This is a genomic window from Flavobacterium galactosi, assembly GCF_048158585.1.
Taxonomy (GTDB): domain Bacteria; phylum Bacteroidota; class Bacteroidia; order Flavobacteriales; family Flavobacteriaceae; genus Flavobacterium; species Flavobacterium galactosi.
In genome coordinates this window covers 713,405-733,922 of the sequence record NZ_JBLNKV010000001.1, presented here as the reverse complement: position 1 = coordinate 733,922, position 20,518 = coordinate 713,405, and the positions used below count along the sequence as shown (strand labels likewise).

Genomic DNA, 20,518 nt, shown 5'->3' with positions numbered 1-20,518 from the left:
CTCATAAATTATATTAATGTAAAATAAAAAACAAAGAATTATCCCTGTAACAATAGAAAAAGTTTGCTTTAAACTTTATGATTTATAACGGTTTTCATTACATTTGCATGCATTTTTAAAACAGCTATGAAAAAGAAAATAACAGTAGGATTTTGGGAATTAATCGCCCGAATTGTACTTAAAAATAGAATCGCAATACTAGGAGTTATTCTTGCCCTAACCGTTTTTCTGGCATTGCAATGGAAAAACCTTGGTATGACGTATACTGAAGCCAATTTACTTCCTAAAAAACACATTGTAAATCAACAATACGAAGATTTTTTAAACAAGTTTGGCGAAGAAGGCAATTTGATTGTTATCGGTTTCAAAGACAACACTTTTTTCACTCCAAAAGCTTTTGCTGCCTGGAATGAATTGATGACTGGTTTAAAAAATTCCAAAGAAGTAGAACTAGTCGTTTCTTTGAATGATTTAAAAAAATTACAAAAAAACGAAGCAGAAGAAAAATTTGAATTGGTTCCACTTATCGACCAAACTCAAACTGTAAACCCAGGATATTTACAGAAAATAAAAAACGAACTCTTTAACAGCCTCCCTTTTTACGAAGGATTATTATTCAATAAACAATCGGGAAGTATTCGTTCAGCGGTTTATCTAAACAAGAAAATTGTAAATACGGCAGGAAGAAAGACTTTCATCATTGACAATCTGGTTCCAAAAATCGAGAAATTCGAGAAAACAACCGGAATCGATCTTCGTGTTTCGGGAATGCCTTACATCCGAACGATAAATGCAGAGAACATGAAAGGCGAAATTGGTCTTTTCATTGGTGCAGCGTTGTTTATCACTTCATTAATTTTCTTTTTATTCTTCCGTTCGTTTCGAGCGACATTTATATCCATTTGTATTTTGCTTTTTGGAGTGATGTGGTCTTTTGGGACATTGGGATTATTCCATTACAAAATCACGATTTTAACGGCTATTATTCCGCCATTGATTATTGTTATTGGGATTACAAACTGTATTTTCCTGATTAATAAATACCAACAGGAAATAAAACTGCATAATAATCAAGCCAAAGCCTTACAACGTGTAATTTCTAAAATTGGTGTTGCTACGCTGATGACGAATTTAACAACAGCTGCCGGTTTTGCCACATTTATGATTACGGGTAACGATTTACTTTTTGAATTTGGATTAGTGACTTCCATCAACGTTATCTCCGTATACCTGTTGACGCTGGTTGTTGTGCCAATTTTTTACAGTTTTATGCCTTTACCAAAGGAAAAACACTTGTATCACTTGAGCAAAACTTACATTTCAACCTTGTTGGATTGGGTGGAGAACATTGTAAAATACAAACGAAAAACGATTTATATCATCTACGCTTTACTACTTTTATTTAGCGTAATTGGGGTTTCACAAATGAAAGTTTCGGGAAGTTTGATTGGTGAAATGCCAAAAAGCGCCTCTTTCTTTAAAGACATTGTTTTCTTCGAAAAGGAATTCAACGGCGTTATGCCATTGGAAATCATGATTAACACCAAACGTAAAAAAGGGGTTATGAAGTTGTCCACGATGAAAAAAATGGATGAACTGCAAGAAACCATTGCTACCATTCCAGAATTATCAAAACCTATTTCTATTGTAAATTTGGTTAAATATTCCAAGCAAGCGTATTACAACGGCAATCCGGAATATTACGAGTTACCTACTTCGCAAGAACAGGCTTTCATCCTTTCGTATGCCAAAAATGCCACCAAAAACACCAAAGAAAATTTGATGAAAAGTTATGTGGATTCTACGGGACAATATGCCCGAATCACCACTTTCATGAAAGATATCGGAACCGAGGAAATGGCAAAAGTGGAAGGCCAGTTGCGACAAAAAATAGACAAAGTTTTTCCAAAAGACCGTTATGAAGTCACTCTGACCGGGAAAGCGTTGGTTTTCCAAAAAGGAACTTCTTATCTAATTGACAACCTGATTGAATCCCTGATTTTCGCCATTTTCTTGATAGCATTATTAATGGCCTATTTATTCAGATCAGGTAAAATGGTAATGGCATCCGTAATCACTAATGTTTTGCCGCTTTGCATCACCTCCGGATTGATGGGGTATTTTGGCATTCCGTTGAAGCCATCTACTATTTTGGTTTTCAGTATAGCTTTCGGGATTTCGGTGGATAATGCGATTCAGTTTATGGCAAAATACCGCCACGATTTACTGCAAAACAACGGAAAAGTCAAAAAATCAGTATTCAGTGCGTTGAGAGAAACCGGAATTAGTACGTTCTATACTTCGGTGGTATTGATTCTTGGATTTGCGACTTTCACACTTTCCAGCTTTAGCGGTACCATTGCGCTTGGCGGTTTGATTTCTTGTACGCTGTTGTTTGCCATGTTTGCTAACTTATTGGTTTTACCGGCACTGGTATTGACTTTTGAAAAGAAAAAAGCCAAAAAAGAAGACCTTGTAGAAGTCGAATTAGTGAATTAGTTTTTTTATTTGGAGCTATTTCCCGCTTTACACTCTATCTTTTCTTGTCTCAAAAAAGAGACAAGAAAAGGATGCCGTTTCAATCAGGGCTAGGGAATTGTGGTAACTTATAATCGATTTAGTCAATTCGCACTTTTATCCTGCAAGGTTTTTTTTAACCTTGTAGGTATTCAAATTCATTATTATAACACCTACAAGGTTAAAAAAAACGGTGCAGGATATCCCTCAAAAACATTTCTTGAAACTCCAAATCCCTCCCTTCGTTTAGCCCCGATAGTAGCGGCATCCTTTGTGTTTTTTCTTTAAAAACACAAAGATATAGCGGATAGCGGGAGATTGCTTCAGAAATTCGCAATGACAGCCAGATTACCCTATTTCTCGCAATGACTTTTAAAACAAATCCTTTATATTTGCACTTCGGTTACAAGACAATTTTCAATATCAATTATATACTTAAAATGAGACACACAAAAGTTAAAGACTTACTAAACAGTACCACGACGCTTCATGAAGTTAATGCAAAAGGATGGGTGAGAACTTTTAGAAACAATCAATTTATCGCGTTGAACGATGGTTCAACTATCAATAATATACAATGTGTTGTCGATTTTGAGAATACTCCGGATGAGACTTTAAAGAGAATTACTACTGGTGCAGCAATATCTGTAACAGGAACTTTGGTAGAAAGTAAAGGCGCGGGACAACAATTTGAAATTCAGGTAGCCAAACTGGAAATCCTTGGAGATTCGGATGCGGAGAAGTTCCCTATACAACCAAAAAACAAACCGAGCTTGGATTTCTTGCGTGAAAATGCGCATTTAAGAGTGCGTACCAATATGTTTGGTGCGATTATGAGAGTACGTTCCGTATTGTCGTTTGCCGTTCACAGTTATTTTCAGGAGAAAGGTTTTGTGTATGTGAATACGCCTATCATCACGGGATCGGATGCGGAAGGTGCCGGTGAAATGTTCAAAGTTACCGCTTTACCATTTGACGGAACACCAAGAACCGAAGACGGGAAAGTGAATTACAAGGAAGATTTCTTCGGGAAAGAAACGAACCTTACGGTTTCGGGACAACTGGAAGGAGAAACTTTTGCCATGGCTTTGGGTCAGATTTATACTTTTGGACCCACATTTAGAGCCGAAAACTCGAATACTTCGCGTCACCTTGCGGAATTTTGGATGATTGAGCCGGAAGTGGCTTTCAATGATTTGAACGACAACATGGATCTAGCCGAAGATTTTATTCAGTATGTAATCAAATACACGATGGACAAATGTCCGGAAGATTTGAAATTCCTTGAAGGACGTTTATTGGACGAAGAGAAATCGAAACCAGTTGCGGAGAGAAGCGAAATGGCTTTACTTGACAAATTAAACTTTGTTTTGGAAAACAATTTCAAACGTGTTTCGTACACGGAAGCAATTGATATTTTAAGAGATTGTACGCCAAATAAAAAGAAAAAATTCAACTATATCATTAACGAATGGGGTGCCGATTTACAAAGTGAACACGAGCGTTATTTGGTGGAAAAACACTTTAAATGTCCGGTAATCTTGTTTGACTATCCAGCAAATATCAAAGCCTTTTACATGCGTTTGAATGAAGACGGAAAAACAGTTCGCGCGATGGATATCCTTTTCCCGGGAATTGGAGAAATCGTGGGCGGTTCACAAAGAGAAGAGCGTTTTGATGTTTTGGTTGAAAAAATGAAAGCCTTGGGAATTGACGAAGAAGAATTATGGTGGTATTTAGACACTAGAAGATTCGGTTCAGCGGTCCACTCCGGTTTTGGCCTTGGATTTGAAAGATTGGTATTGTTTGTAACGGGAATGACCAACATTCGTGATGTGATCCCTTTTCCTAGAACGCCAATGAATGCGGAATTCTAAAAATTTGTTTCAGGTTTAAAGTTTAAAGTTGTCGAAATTTCTGTAACCTTAAACCTTAAACCTTAAACTTTTAAACAATAAAAATGCTAAAGCAATTCTTAAATTTAAAATTATCCCAGAAATTATCTCCTCAACAAATCCAGTTGATGAAATTAATTCAATTGCCTACGCAAGCTTTCGAACAACGTTTATTGGAAGAAATGAACGAAAATCCAGCCTTGGAAACTGGAAAAGAGGAAGAGGATTACGAGAAAGATGAGTTCGACAACGAAGATTATGATGATTATGATGATGCCGAATCGGAGCGAATTGATGCCGAAGACATTAACATCGACGAATATTTAAGCAACGACGAAACACCCGATTATAAAACACAGGCCAACAATTACAGTGACGATGACGATGATCGCGAAACGCCTTTTGCGGCTCCTGTAAGTTTTCACCAAGATTTAATCAATCAGTTGAATACGTTCATCCTGAATGATGAAGAGCGTGAAATTGCCGAATTTCTGGTAGGAAGCATCGATGACATGGGTTATATCCGTCGCAGTGTTCCTGATATGGTGGACGATATGGCATTTACCCAAGGGATTTACACCGATGAGAAAATGGTGGAAAAAATGATGCAGGTCATCCATGAACTGGAACCTTCGGGCGTGGGAGCACGTGATTTGCAGGAATGTTTGTTGTTGCAATTAAAACACAAAACCCCAACGGAATACATTGCCTTAGCAACCGATATTATCGAAAATCAGTTTGATGCGTTTACCAAAAAGCATTACGATAAATTAATTCAAAAATACAATGTTTCGAATGAGCAGCTTAAAAAAGCCATTCACGAAATAGAGAAACTGAATCCAAAACCAGGTGGTTCCTTTACCGGAAACAATAAAGTTACTGAAAATGTAGTTCCTGATTTTGCCATCCGAATTGTGGATGGTGAACTGGAATTGACCTTAAACGGACGAAATGCCCCTTCCCTTCACGTTTCCAAAGATTATCAGGAAATGATGCAAACCTATAAGGATTCACGTGATAAATCAGCGCAGCAAAAAGATGCGGTACAATTTATCAAACAAAAACTGGATTCGGCTAAATGGTTTATTGATGCGATACGCCAACGCCAAGAAACGCTTTTTGTAACCATGAATGCCATTATGCATTATCAGGAAGAATATTTCCTCGACGGCGATGAAACCAAGTTGAAACCGATGATTCTAAAAGACATTGCCGATATGGTAGGTCTTGATATCTCGACTGTTTCGCGTGTGGCCAACAGCAAATACGTGGAAACGCCTTATGGTACCAAGCTGATAAAAGAATTCTTTTCGGAATCGATGAAAAATGATCAAGGGGAAGATGTTTCTACGCTGGAAATCAAGAAAATTCTTCAGAATACTATTGAGGAAGAAGACAAGAAGAAACCACTTCCAGACGATCAACTAGCCGAAATTCTTAAAGAAAAAGGCTATCCAATTGCAAGAAGGACGATTGCAAAATACAGAGAACAACTCGATATTCCGGTGGCGAGAATGAGGAAAAAAATGTAAGATTATTGGTTTTAGATTGCTGATTAACGATTTGAGATTTAGTACTGATAAATAAACATTATGGATTATCTGTTTTTATTGCGCAGTTTTTCTTTAAAGCAATCCAAAAAAACAATGTTTCTACAAAATGAAAAACCCTTTCAGAGTTTTAAACTCTAAAAGGGTTTTTTAAATTTTCATACTTTTATATTTCAATCCAGTTCTGGCTCCCTCTCCTTTGGAGAGTCCCGAAGCTTCGGGAGGGGAGAGGATTTACTTCTCCTGATCTTTCCGCATCGCATGATAATAAGCGGCACGGCTCAACGGTTCGTATTCTTCGGTTTCCCCTAACATGACGAGTTTGTCATTATCGGTTTTACGAAAACTGTAATTCGCCAGATTTCCGGTGCGGGTGCATACGGCGTGCACTTTGGTCACATATTCGGCAGTGGCCATTAATGCGGGCATCGGACCAAAAGGATTTCCTTTGAAATCCATATCCAATCCGGCAACAATGACACGGATTCCTTGGTTCGCCAAATCGTTACAAATTTTAACGATTTCGTCATCAAAAAACTGCGCTTCGTCAATGCCCACCACATCACAACCTTGCGCCAAAATAGCAATATTTGCAGCAGCTGGAACGGGCGTGGAACGGATTTCGTTAGCGTCATGCGAAACTACCCTATCGTCATGATAGCGTGTATCAATTTCTGGTTTGAAAATTTCAACCTTTTGTTTCGCAAATTGCGCTCTTTTCAAGCGGCGGATGAGTTCCTCGGTTTTACCCGAAAACATGGAGCCACAAATGACTTCAATCCAACCAAATTGTTCTTTATGATTTACTGTATTTTCGAGAAACATTTTGTATTTTTCTGACTTAAAGAATGAATAGTTTTTATTACTTTGTAACGGATAAAACCGACTTGAAAATTTTATACTTTTACGTCGTTTCAAAAGTATGACATTTTTATTAAAGGTTACTTCTTCCTTATGCTAAATAAAACTCAGGAAGAAATTTATTGAAAAAGACCCGCCTAACACACTATAATTTCAAAGTTATGAAAAAAAAATTGGAAGCCGATTTAATCAGCATTGCACACAGAATATTACAACTAAAAAATAAATCTGATATCAATCAATTATATCTGGAAACGCAGAAACTGTATGAAAAACTTTCTGTCTTGCGATTTGTAGACGAGCATTTTAGTGACGTAAAACCAACTATTGGAATTACTGAAATAGAAAAAAAAATTGAAGAAGTTTTTGACCAAAAAGAAACTGTGCAACCTGAAAACAAAACCGTTGTTGAAGAAATCATAGTAGAAAAAACTGGGCTATTTCAACCAGCTGCAACTATTGTTGCCGAAAAAATAATTTCTGAGGAAACTACCGAAACGCCTTTAGAGAAAAAAGAAGAAATCGTTGCTGTGGAAGAACCTGCAATTGAAGAAGAAATAGTAACGGAAGAGGAAACCGCAATTGAAGAAGAAATAACCGCGCCGGAAACTCCTCCATTCCTTCCTGCTTTCGAATTATCAGAAGAAGAGGAAGAAGTTGAAGAAGAAAAAGTAGCTGAAATTGAAACGCCAAAGAAGCCGGAAGCAGTACAGATTTCTTTCGAAGATTTATTAGGGGGAAATTATAGTGATGCCCAGTTTGTAAAAGTACATCCGCTAGAAAACATTCCTACCGCCATTGCCATTGATTTCGAAGAAAAACAATTGGACACCTTTGAAGAAGTGAAACCGGAACCGGTGGAACCAAAAACACCTTCCTTAAACGAAAAATTAGCAAAAAACATCACTATCGATTTGAATGATCGCATTGCATTTACAAAACACCTTTTTGGCAACAGCAGCGAGGATTACAACCGTGTTTTAAATCAATTAATCACGTTTGATACGTTCTACGAAACCAGAGATTTTATTCAGGAAATGGTAAAACCAGATTATAATAACTGGGAAGGAAAACAAGATTACGAGGAACGTTTTATGGACATTATCGAGAAAAAATTCTTGTAATTCTGTTTGAATTGCTCTGAGTGTTCCTTTGAACAAAAACAAAATAATAAAAAACGGAATGGATTTTAAGTTTTAAAATTCATTCCGTTTTACTTCTTATCTCGAAAATTCGGGATGCGTTTAATTTTTTAATTTATGTCAAAATTATATATCGTTCCCACGCCTATCGGCAATCTCGAAGACATGACTTTTCGAGCGATTCGGATTCTTAAAGAAGTCGATTTGATTCTCGCCGAAGACACGCGAACCAGTGGAAAATTGTTGAAGCATTTCGAAATTGGCACACATATGTATAGCCATCACATGCACAACGAACACAAAACCATCGAAAATTTAATTTCCAGATTGAAAGCAGGAGAAAATATCGCCTTGATTTCGGATGCGGGAACGCCTGCCATTTCTGATCCCGGTTTTTTATTGACCCGCGCTTGTGTAGAAAATGGAATTGATGTGGAATGTTTACCCGGCGCAACGGCTTTCGTTCCTGCATTAGTCAATAGCGGTTTACCCAATGACAAGTTTGTTTTTGAAGGATTTTTGCCTGACAAAAAAGGACGTCAAACTCGCTATTTAGCTTTAGCAGAAGAAACCAGAACCATGATTTTGTATGTTTCCCCGCATAAATTAGTAAAGACTTTAGCGGAGTTCATCACCTATTTTGGCGAAGACCGCCAAATATCAGTTTCACGGGAATTATCAAAAATGCACGAAGAAAACATTCGTGGAACGGTTAAAGAAGTCGTAGCCCATTTTGAAAAAACAGCGCCAAGAGGAGAAATCGTCGTGGTGGTAAGTGGAAAAATAATTACTAAAGACCCTAAAAAATCAAAATTTTCATCAGAAGAATAATATAAATATGAATACAACATCTTTCTTAGAGAAACTAAGACAAACTCCAGAAGCAATCGCATTTACTGATACCATTGCCACCATTGAAGAAAACTATACTTTTACTCCAACTACATTTCACAACGGTTCTCAAATCAATACCGCAGGAGAAAATTCCGGTTCTTGCAAAATATTTGCTTTCGCCCAATTACAAAATTTAACAGAAGCAGAAACATTGGCCTGTTTTGGAGCCTATTATTTTGACGACGTTTTGAAAAACCCAGAAGGAACGGATCATCAAAACATTCGTAATTTCATGAAAACAGGATGGAACGGAATTCGATTTGATAGAATAGCTTTGATCTCAAAATAGCATTGCTAAAATTGTAAAACTCTTTCCTAACTATAAAAACCAAACTATATGCGTTGGACCATTAAATCAAAACCTTCCGAAGAAACCGTGAAACATCTCGCTCAAGCTTTGAATGTGGAAGATTTTGTGGCCACCTTATTAGTGCAACGTGGCATTGAAACTTTTGAAGATGCCAAACGATTTTTTCGTCCCAGTTTAGATGATTTACACGATCCGTACTTGATGAAAGATATGGAAAAGGCAGTGAAACGAATTGAAAACGCAATTGAAAATCAGGAAAATATTCTCGTTTTCGGCGATTATGATGTTGATGGGACAACAGCTGTTTCGCTCGTTTCTTCGTATTTAAGAACCTATTATCCTAACGTTACCACTTATATTCCGGATCGTTATGATGAAGGGTACGGAATTTCTTTTAAAGGTATTGACTTTGCCGATGATAATGGATTTTCGCTTATTATTGCTCTGGATTGCGGTATAAAATCCATTGATCATGTGGTTTACGCCAAAGAGCGAAACATTGATTTTATCATTTGTGATCACCACAGACCCGGGAAAAATTTACCCGAAGCCGTTGCCGTTCTCGATCCAAAACGGGACGATTGTAACTATCCTTACGATGAATTATGCGGCTGTGGAATTGGTTTCAAATTGATTCAGGCTTTAGGCCAAAACCGTGAGGAAACTATTGAAGACTTGTTCCCTTATTTGGATTTAGTGGCAGCTGCAATTGCGGCTGATATTGTACCGATGACTGGCGAAAACAGGGTTTTGGCATATTTTGGATTACAAGTCATCAACACTCAACCGAGACCCGGAATCAAAGCTTTGATTCACCAAGTAAAAAAACAAACCTTAGATATTACCGATGTCGTTTTTATCATCGCCCCTAGAATAAATGCTGCGGGACGCATCAAACACGGCAATCATGCGGTGGAATTATTAACCGAATTTAATTTTGAGCAGGCGCAACAATTTGCCTCTGAAATCGAAAAATACAATTCGGATCGAAAAGAATTAGACAAACAAATCACCAAAGAAGCACTTTCGCAAATTGAAGACAATCAGGAAAAAGAGCGATTCACTTCCGTAGTTTTTCAAGAAGATTGGCACAAAGGGGTAATTGGAATTGTGGCTTCCCGCTTGATAGAAACCTATTATCGTCCAACCTTAGTTTTTACCAAAAGTGGCGATAAATATGCAGCTTCGGCGCGTTCCGTAAAAGGATTTGATGTTTATAATGCATTGGAAGCTTGTGCCGAACATTTAGAGCAATTTGGCGGTCACATGTATGCAGCCGGAATGACTTTAAAGGAAGAAAATTATCAGCTTTTCAAAGATGCTTTCGAAAAAGAAGTGGAAAAAACCATTCATCCTGATATGCTGACTCCGGAAATCTCGGTTGACGCCGAAATCAATTTTGCCGATATTACGCCAAAACTGACTCGGATTCTAAAACAATTCGAGCCTTTTGGACCCCAAAACATGACACCCGTTTTCCTGACCAAAAATGCAAAAGACACTGGTTACGGAAAACCAATGGGACAAGAAGACGAGCATTTAAAACTGTTTGTAAAACAAAATAATTCCGAAGGCATTGCTGCGATTGGTTTTGGCTTGGGCAATAAATTAGAAACTACTAAAAACGGACAACCTTTTGAAATAGTTTATTCTATTGATGAAAATGAATGGAAAGGAAATGTAAGTTTACAATTAAGATTAAGAGATATTAAACAATTAGGTTCCAAAAATGAAAAAACACGATCCCTACGCAGCCTTGCGTTATAAAGAATTCAACACTTTTTTATTATTACGTTTCGCCATGGTTTTTGCCTGGTCCATGCAGTTTATTGTTATTGAATGGCAAGTATACAGCATCACCAAAGATCCACTTTCACTTGGAATCATTGGATTAATGGAAATAATTCCTGCTATTGCTATGGCCTTATTCGCAGGACACATTGTGGATCAAAAGGAAAAAAAAGGACTTCTTTTCAAGTGTATTTTAGGATTTTCGGCAATCAGTTTTGGGTTGTTCATGTTAACATGGCCGCCCATTGTAAGTGGGTATTCTACAAAAGTAATTTTGTATGGCATTTATTTTTTGGTTTTTCTGGGGGGAATTGTACGCTCTTTCCTCGGCCCAACGATATTTTCGCTTTTATCATTGATTGTTCCGAAAAAAGTGTATCCAAACGCAGCCACATGGAGTAGTACGGTTTGGCAAATAGGCGCTGTTTTAGGACCTGCTGTAGCGGGTTTTTCAATTACTTTGATTGGTGTTCACTGGTCAATGTGTTCCGTTTTTTTATGTTCCGTTTTTTCTTTAATCGTTTTGTCCCAAATAGCAGCCAAGCCTATTTTGAATCCAAAAATTGGGGAACCCATTATGGAAAGTTTGAAAGAGGGCGTGAAATTTGTTTTCAACAACAAAACCATTTTGGGAGCTTTATCGCTGGATATGGCGGCGGTTCTTTTTGGCGGAGCGGTAGCTTTGTTACCTATTTTTGCCCAGGATATTTTAAAAGTCGGACCTGAAGGTTTTGGTGTGTTGCGAGCTGCTCCAGCTGTTGGTTCTTTCTTAACACTGATTATTTCAGCCTATGTGCCAATGAATAAAAACGCGGGAATAAAGCTTTTGTCAGCGATTTTTGCTTTTGGAATCTGTATCATTGTCTTTGGACTTTCCACTATTTTCTGGTTGTCTGTATTGGCATTATTTTTAAGCGGTGCTGTTGATGGAATTTCGGTGGTGATACGTCAAACTATTTTGCAATTGAAAACTCCGGATCACATGCGGGGCCGAGTTTCGGCAGTGAATTCAATCTTTGTGGGCTCTTCCAATGAATTGGGTGCTTTTGAAAGTGGATTAACAGCAAAATTAATGGGAACGGTAACTGCAGTTGTTTTTGGCGGAAGCATGACACTTTTGATAGTGCTTGGAACGGGAATATTCTCGCCAGCCTTTAGAAAACTGGATTTACAAAAGGACATTGACGAACATGAAAAAGGCGATTAACAAACAGAGCTTTTTTCTCAAAACACTTTATATAGCTAGTCGGTAAAATAATCTCAGGATTTCTTACCGATTTTTTATTCTTTTTTTATATTTTTTTATTTAGAATAAATCTAAATAATTATTATATTTGTTTCAAACAATTTTCAAATGAAAGAAATAAAACAGATATACTACAATGATTCAGGAACTTCTTTTTACTGGAAAAAAGAAGATGAAGTATTGACAGACAAAATTCAATTGATTTTTAGAGAAACGGGGTTTTATTTTACCAAACACGAACTCCAAATTTTTAAATATTGCATTGAAGAAAGTAGCATACTAAATAAATGTTGTGACGATTGCGAACTTAAAAACAAATGCCACAAATTCTTACTAAAAACACCTTGTTCCCAAATTGATTTGTCCGTTTCCATGGAAGAATTAAATGCCGTAAAAGACTTGGTGGAAGGGACTTTGTTTAAAATGAATCTGGATGATTATTTACATGGTGTAGGGATGAATTAGTTTTCATACTTTTTTGATTTCGAAAGTATCGCCATCAAAAACACCATACGTGAAATACGTTATCCAGTCACCAAGATTAACATATTCGGAATTTTCACCAACCGTTACTTTCATTGGCAAGTGACGGTGTCCAAAAACAAGGTAATTGTAATGTTTGGTTTCTAGTTTTCTTTTGGAATAGAGAATCAACCATTCCTTGTCTTCTCCAAGAAAGGTCACATCTTCATCTCCGGAAATCAATTTATTTTTCACCGAAAGATATTGCGCCAATCCTACTCCAATATCAGGATGAAGCCATCTAAAAAGCCATTTTGAGAATGGATTTGTAAACACTTTTTTCATGCGTTTGTACCCCAAGTCGCCGGGACCTTTCCCATCGCCATGCCCCACTAAAAACGTTTTATCTCCAAAAGTATATTCTTGATTGTCGTGGTACACCGGAATATTCAATTCTTTCTGAAAATAGTCTTCCATCCATAAATCGTGATTTCCCACGAAGAAATATATAGGAATTCCGCCGTCGCGAATTTCGGCAAGTTTGCCCAAAACACGAACAAACCCTTTGGGAACCACTGTTTTGTATTCGAACCAAAAGTCAAATAAATCACCCACTAAAAAAATAGCTTCCGCATCTTTTTTCACTTCATCGAGCCAAGCCACAAATTTTTGTTCTCTTGGAAAACTCAATTCCGGGGTTGGGGCTCCAAAGTGTTGATCGGAGGCGAAATATATTTTTTTGTTATTGGGTAATTTCATGAAGCTACAGTATCGATTTCATATTGTCACTTGCAAACCATTCGGCGAAAGAAGATTCGGTTTCCTGTAATTTTAGGGAGAACAATTTAATTCCTTCCGGTAATCTCCTCATTATTCTTTGAGAAAAATCGACTACCATATTCTCGCTTGTTGGTTGATAATCTACCAAAATAACGTGATGCCCCCGATTCTTCAATTCGTATGCCAATTCAATATGAGGAGTGGTCTCGTTAAAAACCGTTGCATGGTCAAATTGATCTACAATTTCTTCTTTTACAATTTTCTTCAAATCAGAAAAATCGATTACCATTCCAAACTTTACGTCGTTACGGTTTTCGATTGGCTGCCCTATAACGGTTACTGACAATTTATAACTATGCCCATGAACATTTTTACATTTCCCGTCATAACCATACAAAGCATGACCGGTTTCGAAACTAAATTGTTTTGTAATTCTGATATTGCTCATCGAAGTTTAATTTTGAATGCAAATTTAGCAAATTGATATGAGAAATGAGTTGTAAATCTTGGTATTTGGATTCCAATGGTGCCTAGCCCTGATGGAAACGGCATCCTTTTGAGAAGGTGATTTTTCTTCACCTTCTCAAAAGATATAGTGGACAGCAGGAAATAGCTCCTGAAACAAATTCTAAAAAGATTACTTTTTAAATTGAGACAACGCCTTTTTGGTAAAATCAGATAATACTAATCTCCCCGAAATAGCGGCACGTTCCAGCAATAGTGTTTCCCAATCTTGGGTTCCTTCCCACAACACTTTTTTCATTTCGGCTAAGGCCTCTGGATTATAGCTCGATAATTTAGCACTGAAATCAGCTACAGCACTATCAAGTTCTTGGATAGTTTCGAAAGTATTGGCATACAAACCCTTGTCTTTTGCCCAATCGGCGGTTTTCCATTCGTGTGCTGCCAGAGTCATTTCGGCCATGGCCATTTTTCCAATTTTTCTGGAAACTACGGGTTCAATTACAAAGGGTCCAATTCCTATCGCCAACTCTGATAATTTGATCGAAGCATTGCTTGTTGCCAATATATAGTCGCAAGCCGAAGCAATTCCTACGCCACCCCCAACTGCTTTTCCGTGAATGCGCCCAACAATTAGTTTGGAGCAATTTCTCATGGCATTAATCAAATGTGCAAATCCCGAGAAGAATCTGGTTCCTTCTTCTAGACTAGAAACCGCCAAAAGTTCATCAAACGAAGCTCCGGCACAAAAAGCAGCCGTGCCTTCGCTTTTTACAATAATCACCGATACAGCAGCATTCGTACTCAACCTATTGAACTCCTTTGTTAGACGGTCTAACAATTCTCTTGGAAAGGAATTGCTCGCCGGATGACCAAATTCAACTGTTGCGATTTTATTTTCGATTGTTGTGATGAGCGAACCTGTTGGAATTTCTGTTACCATAGCACCTATTTTGATGTAAAGTTAAAAAAAGTAAAGGATGCTTTTGCTTTTTTTTCAAATAGTATGGATTTGTATTTATGAAATTTGCTTTTTGCTTTATTAATATCTTATATTTGCGATCTAGTTTGGGGGATTAGCTCATTTGGCTAGAGTGCTTGCCTGGCAGGCAAGAGGTGACCGGTTCGAATCCGGTATTCTCCACAAAACAAAACCGTAAAATCTTTTAATTAAGAGTTTACGGTTTTTTAGTTTTTGTGCGATTATCTTCTAACCAACAAATCTAATATTCTAGTTTCCCCACATGTCGCATGATACGGACAATTTTAGATTTTCTATTATTGATATAAGACGAAGAACTGGTAGCCGAATATTTTCTTGGATTAGGTAAAATCGCGGCAATTCCTGCGGCTTGTTGTAGTGTCAAACTTGAGACATCTTTTCTATACCAGTGCTGCGCCGCTGCTTCCGCACCATATACACCGTCGCCCATTTCGATACTATTCAAATACACTTCCATGATGCGTTTTTTTCCCCAGATGGTTTCTATCAAAACGGTGAAATAAGCTTCCAATCCTTTTCTTAAATAACTACGCCCTTGCCAAAGAAATACATTCTTGGCAGTTTGTTGTGATATCGTACTTCCGCCTTTTATTCTTCGGCCTCTTTCATTGCTTTTATAGGCTTTTTGCATTGCAGTAAAATCGAAACCATTGTGTTTCAAAAAAGTTCCATCTTCACTGGCAATCACTGCTTTTTGTAAATTAACGGATATATTTTCAAGAGGTTCCCAATCATGGCTGAAATAAACTTCTTTTCCAGCAACTTTATTTTCAATGGCACGAATCACCATCAAAGGAGTAAACGGCACCGGAACAAATTTAAAAAGCACCACAAAAAACAAAGAGAGCCCAATAAACCATAAAAAAACTTTAAATAAAAAACGGGTTAGTTTGTTCATAAATGTTGTTGATTCTTTTTTTGCGGGTTGTTTTGATCTTTTTGGTGTTATTCTCGTTGCCATTATACTAATTCTGCTAATTCTTTTCCTATTAAACTTCCTATGGCCACTCCCATTCCTCCCAATCGGACGCCACAATATACATTATCTGATAGTTGCGAAACGATAGGATTCTTGCTGTTGCCAATGCCCATGATTCCGCTCCAACGGTGTGCAATTTCGAAATCCTGATTCGGCAAAATTACTTCTTTTAATAATTGTTCCAATTTTTTTTGTACAATTTCTGTTTGACCAAATTCGGTTGTTGTTTCCGTCTCAAAATCAAGGTTTCTACCCCCGCCTAACAATATTCTGTCGCCAATATTCCTGAAATAATAATAACCTCTATCGAGATGGAACGTACCTTTTATATCTAAATTTTTAATGGGCTCTGTAATCAAAACTTGTGCCCTGGCCGGTTTTACCGCTCCATTGGTCAGCGCATTTGCAAAACCGTTGGTGGCAAACAATAATTTCTTAGTGACAAAACTAAAATCTCCAAGCGCCACTTCGACACCATTTTCTTTATCTATAAACGATGTTACCGTTTGTTGATTCAGAATCAAAATATTTTCATTACTAGTCTGTTTCAGCAATCCTTGCATCATATTTCCGGCATCAATCTGCGCTTCGAAAGGATTAAAAATCAAATACTCCTGAATGCCGCCAAACCCGAAACGATCCACTTCTTTAGCAAAAACATCCGCTTTAAAAAGTAATCTTAAAATTTCATTGATGAAAGGCAATTTCCCAACGCATTCGTCATAACTATTTTCATCGGTATTCAAAAACAACTCATAACCGCCGTAAGGCTTAAAATCAATCGTGTCGTCACCAAGTCTTTTTCGTAACAATTGCAGGCCTTTCCACCGTTTTTGAACGAGATTGAGTACTTCCTCTTCTGAATGGGATTTTAAATCGTCTATAATTTCCGAAAGGCTTCCAAAACAGGCGAAACCGGCATTTTTTGTACTGGCCCCTTGTGGCAACATCCCTTTTTCCAGTACAAGAATTTTACTGTCAGGAAATCTTTCGCGCAAGCGTAATGCAGCATGCAAGCCCACAATACCGCTTCCTACAATCGTGTAATCTACGTTTGTAAACCAGTTTTTTAATTCCCAATAACTCAAATCCATGTCCAAATATTTTTTATAAAAATAATAATTTTTAGAAGCCAATCCCGCTATCCGTTATAATCTTTTATTTTTTTAAAGAAAAAAAATAAAAGGATTTCCACTATTATCGGGGCTAAAAAGCAATTATCAAAACGACAAACATCAAATTAAATTGGCTATTTTTATAGCTAAGAAGAAAAAAATATTTTAATTCGTTTATATGCTATGGCACAAGATGTAATGACCCCCGAGTTACTTTGGAAATTAGGAAGAATAACTCCTTTAGGTATTTCCAAAGATGAAAAAAGTGTAGTCTATAAAGTTGAAACTCCTTCCGTCACAGAAAATAAATCGGAGACAACATTTTACACCTTATCCACAATTGGTGGAAATCCAACCGAAATAAAAGAGACCGAAGCCGTATTAAAAGACAAGAATATTTCTCCAGACGGGAAATATATTGTTTATAATGAAGAAGTAAAAATCGACAAGGTTCTCGGAAAAGATTTTTATCCGGAACTGGAAAAATCAGAAGTTCAAATCTACAATGGATTGGATTATCGTCATTGGGACACTTGGAACGAAGGCAAATTCAACCATGTTTTTTACAAAGAAAACAAAGAAGGTGCTGCAGGGATTGACATTCTGAAAGGAGAGAATTTTGATAGCCCACAAAAACCTTTTGGCGGTGATGAAGATTATATCTGGTCACCAGATAGCAAAAGCATTTTATATGTTTGCAAGAAAAAAGCGGGAACAGCATACGCTACTTCTACCAATACTAATATTTTCGAGTACAATCTGGAAACTGGAAAAACCATTAACCGAACCGAAGAAAATCTGGGTTACGATACTGCTCCACAATTTTCTCCTACAGGAAATCTGGCTTGGCTACAGATGAAACGTGATGGTTACGAGGCCGATAAAAATGATATAATTGTTAGTTTTGAAGGAATGAACAGGAACCTGACAGCTAATTGGGATGGCACCGTAAATCATTTTATTTGGAGTAATGATGGACAAAAAATCTATTTTATTGCACCAATTGATGGGACAAAACAGTTATTTGAAGTTAATTTTCCCGGACTGACAAATCCCGAAGCTTCGGGAGCAATCAAGGTTAGCCAAATCACTACTGGCGATTTTGACGTCAATGATTTAATTGGTTTTTCAGGCAACGAGATCATCATTACCAGAACCGACATGAATCATGCATCAGAAATTTTTTCTTTTAATTTAAATGAAAACATCTGGAAACAACTATCAAACGTAAATACTGCTGTCTATAATTCCTTGTCGTTAAGCAAAACCGAGAGAAGATACATTACCACCACCGATGGCAAAAAAATGTTGGTTTGGCTAATACTCCCTCCTAATTTTGATGCATCAAAAAAATATCCAACTCTTTTATTTTGTCAAGGAGGACCACAAGCTCCATTGACACAAGGCTATTCCTTCCGTTGGAATTTCCAGTTAATGGCTGCTAACGGTTATATTGTAGTGGCGCCAAACCGTCGTGGAATGCAGGGTCATGGAGTGGAATGGAATGAGCAGATTAGTAAAGACTGGGGAGGACAAGTAATGGACGATTATCTTTCGGCTATTGACGATATAACGAAAGAAGAATATGTTAACGCAGCACGTTTGGGATGCGTGGGTGCCAGTTATGGTGGTTATTCTGTATTTTATTTAGCAGGAATTCACCACAACCGATTTAAAACATTTATTGCTCACGATGGCGTTTTTAATACCCAAAGCATGTTCGGAACTACTGAGGAAGTTTTCTTTTGTAATTGGGACTTTGATGGTCCTTATTGGGAAAAAGAAAATACAATAGCACAAAAAGCCTATACTACATTCAACCCAATAAATAGGGTCGAGAAGTGGAATAAACCTATTTTAATTATTCAAGGTGGTAAAGATTTTCGGGTACCAATTGGTCAAGGACAGGAAGCTTTTCAAGCAGCTCAATTGCAAGGTATAAAAAGTAGATTCTTATATTTTCCGGAAGAAAATCATTGGGTTTTAAAACCGCAGAACGCTCAGGTTTGGCAAGGGGAGTTTTTCAAATGGCTGAAAGAAACTCTTTAATTTGAATTACGTTTATAAAACAAAAACCTCACTTTCGTGAGGTTTTATATTTTGAATTGAATATTCTAAATTATTCTGGATCGTTCATTTTGAAAGTATCCATGAAAGCAGTTGTATAATCTCCTGCAATGTATCTTGGATCATCCATTAATTGTCTGTGAAATGGAATGGTAGTTTTTATACCTTCAATCACAAATTCATCTAATGCTCTTCTCATTTTGCTAATCGCTTCTTCGCGTGACTGTGCAGTTGTAATCAACTTTGCAATCATGGAATCATAATTTGGCGGAATAGTATAACCCGAATAAACATGCGTGTCTAAACGAACACCGTGTCCTCCTGGCATATGAAGTGTTGTGATTTTTCCTGGAGACGGACGGAAATCATTATAAGGATCTTCCGCATTTATTCTACATTCGATGGCATGCAATTGTGGCAAATAGTTTTTTCCTGAAATAGGTATTCCAGCAGCAACCATAATTTGCTCACGGATCAAGTCATAATCAATAACTTGTTCTGTAATAGGATGCTCTACCTGAATACGGGTATTCATTTCCATAAAGTAGAAATTACGGTGTTTGTCAACCAAAAATTCTACTGTACCGGCACCTTCATATTTAATGTATTCTGCTGCTTTTACAGCTGCTTCACCCATTTTAGCACGAAGTTCATCTGTCATAAATGGAGATGGAGTCTCTTCAGTCAATTTTTGATGACGTCTTTGAACGGAACAATCTCTTTCAGAAAGATGACAAGCTTTTCCGTAAGCATCACCTACTACTTGGATCTCAATATGACGAGGTTCTTCGATTAATTTTTCCAGATACATTCCATCATTTCCAAAAGCGGCTGCAGATTCCTGACGGGCACCTTCCCAAGCTTTCAACAATTCCTCTTCTTTCCAAACAGCTCGCATTCCTTTTCCACCGCCACCAGCAGTTGCTTTAAGCATTACTGGATAACCAAAATCTCTCGATAATTGCAAGGCTTGTTCATATGATTCTAAAATTCCTACTGAACCTGGAACACATGGAACACCAGCTTCAATCATAGTTGCTTTTGCAGAAGCTTTGTCACCCATTCTATCAATCATTTCAGGAGATGCTCCGATGAATTTGATACCATGTTCTTGACAAATTTTAGAAAATTTTGAATTTTCAGAAAGGAATCCATAACCTGGATGTATTGCATCTGCGTTCGTAATTTCGGCAGCGGCAATAATATTTGACATTTTCAAATAGGATAAGTTACTTGGAGGTGGCCCTATACAAACCGCTTCGTCAGCAAACTTTACATGCAAACTTTCAGCATCAGCAGTAGAATAAACAGCCACTGTTTTTATACCCATTTCCTTGCATGTTCTAATTACGCGAAGCGCAATTTCTCCCCTATTTGCAATTAGTATTTTTTTAAACATCTTCTTGAAATTTTAAATTATAAATTATAAATTTTAAATTATTTG

General features: G+C 37.3%; 17 protein-coding genes and 1 tRNA gene. 11 read left to right on the top strand and 7 right to left on the bottom strand.

The genetic code is table 11. The annotated features are described in order from the left end of the window. Window positions 1-126: 126 nt before the first annotated feature. From ACM55M_RS03175 to rpoN, 3 genes are all read left to right on the top strand, one after another. Window positions 127-2,499, top strand: coding sequence for an efflux RND transporter permease subunit (locus tag ACM55M_RS03175; RefSeq protein ID WP_416856044.1), 2,373 nt, complete (start codon window positions 127-129; stop codon window positions 2,497-2,499). 458 nt (window positions 2,500-2,957) lie between these two features. Beyond that, window positions 2,958-4,394 carry an asparagine--tRNA ligase gene (gene asnS, locus ACM55M_RS03170; protein ID WP_416856043.1) on the top strand — a complete coding sequence of 479 codons (1,437 nt, stop codon included), beginning with the start codon at window positions 2,958-2,960 and terminating at the stop codon, window positions 4,392-4,394. Window positions 4,395-4,477: 83 nt separating this feature from the next. After that, window positions 4,478-5,944, top strand: coding sequence for an RNA polymerase factor sigma-54 (rpoN, locus tag ACM55M_RS03165; RefSeq protein WP_416856042.1), 1,467 nt, complete (start codon window positions 4,478-4,480; stop codon window positions 5,942-5,944). Window positions 5,945-6,196: 252 nt separating this feature from the next. On the opposite strand, the gene ACM55M_RS03160 is transcribed toward rpoN, so the two are convergent. Further along, window positions 6,197-6,787 carry a thymidine kinase gene (locus tag ACM55M_RS03160; RefSeq protein WP_416856041.1) on the bottom strand — a complete coding sequence of 197 codons (591 nt, stop codon included), beginning with the start codon at window positions 6,785-6,787 and terminating at the stop codon, window positions 6,197-6,199. Between the two features lie 197 nt (window positions 6,788-6,984). On the opposite strand from ACM55M_RS03160, the gene ACM55M_RS03155 reads away from it, so the two are divergent. From ACM55M_RS03155 to ACM55M_RS03130, 6 genes are all read left to right on the top strand, one after another. Continuing rightward, window positions 6,985-7,947 carry a hypothetical protein gene (locus ACM55M_RS03155; RefSeq protein WP_416856040.1) on the top strand — a complete coding sequence of 321 codons (963 nt, stop codon included), beginning with the start codon at window positions 6,985-6,987 and terminating at the stop codon, window positions 7,945-7,947. A 135-nt stretch (window positions 7,948-8,082) separates the two neighbouring features. Beyond that, window positions 8,083-8,796 carry a 16S rRNA (cytidine(1402)-2'-O)-methyltransferase gene (gene rsmI / locus ACM55M_RS03150; RefSeq protein WP_416856039.1) on the top strand — a complete coding sequence of 238 codons (714 nt, stop codon included), beginning with the start codon at window positions 8,083-8,085 and terminating at the stop codon, window positions 8,794-8,796. 7 nt (window positions 8,797-8,803) lie between these two features. Further along, the gene (locus ACM55M_RS03145) at window positions 8,804-9,148 is read left to right on the top strand and encodes a HopJ type III effector protein (RefSeq protein ID WP_416856038.1); all 345 of its coding nucleotides are present in this window, start codon (window positions 8,804-8,806) and stop codon (window positions 9,146-9,148) included. Between the two features lie 48 nt (window positions 9,149-9,196). Continuing rightward, window positions 9,197-10,936, top strand: a complete 1,740-nt coding sequence (gene recJ, locus ACM55M_RS03140) for a single-stranded-DNA-specific exonuclease RecJ (protein ID WP_416856037.1) — start codon at window positions 9,197-9,199, stop codon at window positions 10,934-10,936. Further along, a complete protein-coding gene (locus tag ACM55M_RS03135) occupies window positions 10,899-12,167 on the top strand; it encodes an MFS transporter (protein WP_416856036.1) in 1,269 nt (422 codons plus the stop codon). Before recJ ends, ACM55M_RS03135 begins: the two co-directional genes overlap by 38 nt. Before the next feature lie 147 nt (window positions 12,168-12,314). Further along, a complete protein-coding gene (locus ACM55M_RS03130) occupies window positions 12,315-12,671 on the top strand; it encodes a hypothetical protein (protein ID WP_416856035.1) in 357 nt (118 codons plus the stop codon). Window positions 12,672-12,674: 3 nt separating this feature from the next. Here the strand turns inward: ACM55M_RS03130 and ACM55M_RS03125 are convergent, their stop codons facing one another. The 3 genes from ACM55M_RS03125 to ACM55M_RS03115 form a co-directional block, all read right to left on the bottom strand. Then, the gene (locus tag ACM55M_RS03125; RefSeq protein ID WP_416856034.1) at window positions 12,675-13,427 is read right to left on the bottom strand and encodes a UDP-2,3-diacylglucosamine diphosphatase; all 753 of its coding nucleotides are present in this window, start codon (window positions 13,425-13,427) and stop codon (window positions 12,675-12,677) included. Window positions 13,428-13,431: 4 nt separating this feature from the next. Further along, window positions 13,432-13,896 (bottom strand): 6-pyruvoyl trahydropterin synthase family protein, encoded by a 465-nt coding sequence (locus tag ACM55M_RS03120; RefSeq protein WP_416856032.1) that lies wholly within the window; start codon window positions 13,894-13,896, stop codon window positions 13,432-13,434. Window positions 13,897-14,085: 189 nt separating this feature from the next. Further along, window positions 14,086-14,853, bottom strand: coding sequence for an enoyl-CoA hydratase/isomerase family protein (locus tag ACM55M_RS03115; protein ID WP_416856031.1), 768 nt, complete (start codon window positions 14,851-14,853; stop codon window positions 14,086-14,088). Between the two features lie 127 nt (window positions 14,854-14,980). Here ACM55M_RS03115 and ACM55M_RS03110 point away from each other — a divergent pair. After that, a tRNA-Ala gene (locus ACM55M_RS03110) sits at window positions 14,981-15,054 on the top strand. A 79-nt stretch (window positions 15,055-15,133) separates the two neighbouring features. Here the strand turns inward: ACM55M_RS03110 and mtgA are convergent. Both mtgA and ACM55M_RS03100 read right to left on the bottom strand, forming a co-directional pair. Next, a complete protein-coding gene (gene mtgA / locus ACM55M_RS03105) occupies window positions 15,134-15,874 on the bottom strand; it encodes a monofunctional biosynthetic peptidoglycan transglycosylase (RefSeq protein WP_416856030.1) in 741 nt (246 codons plus the stop codon). Continuing rightward, on the bottom strand, window positions 15,874-16,986 hold the full coding sequence (locus tag ACM55M_RS03100) for an NAD(P)/FAD-dependent oxidoreductase (RefSeq protein ID WP_416856029.1): 1,113 nt from the start codon (window positions 16,984-16,986) through the stop codon (window positions 15,874-15,876). Before ACM55M_RS03100 ends, mtgA begins: the two co-directional genes overlap by 1 nt. A gap of 204 nt (window positions 16,987-17,190) precedes the next feature. On the opposite strand from ACM55M_RS03100, the gene ACM55M_RS03095 reads away from it, so the two are divergent. Continuing rightward, the gene (locus ACM55M_RS03095; protein ID WP_416856027.1) at window positions 17,191-19,056 is read left to right on the top strand and encodes a S9 family peptidase; all 1,866 of its coding nucleotides are present in this window, start codon (window positions 17,191-17,193) and stop codon (window positions 19,054-19,056) included. A gap of 70 nt (window positions 19,057-19,126) precedes the next feature. Here the strand turns inward: ACM55M_RS03095 and accC are convergent, their stop codons facing one another. Then, window positions 19,127-20,473 carry an acetyl-CoA carboxylase biotin carboxylase subunit gene (gene accC, locus ACM55M_RS03090; protein ID WP_416848332.1) on the bottom strand — a complete coding sequence of 449 codons (1,347 nt, stop codon included), beginning with the start codon at window positions 20,471-20,473 and terminating at the stop codon, window positions 19,127-19,129. Between the last annotated feature and the right edge of the window lie 45 nt (window positions 20,474-20,518).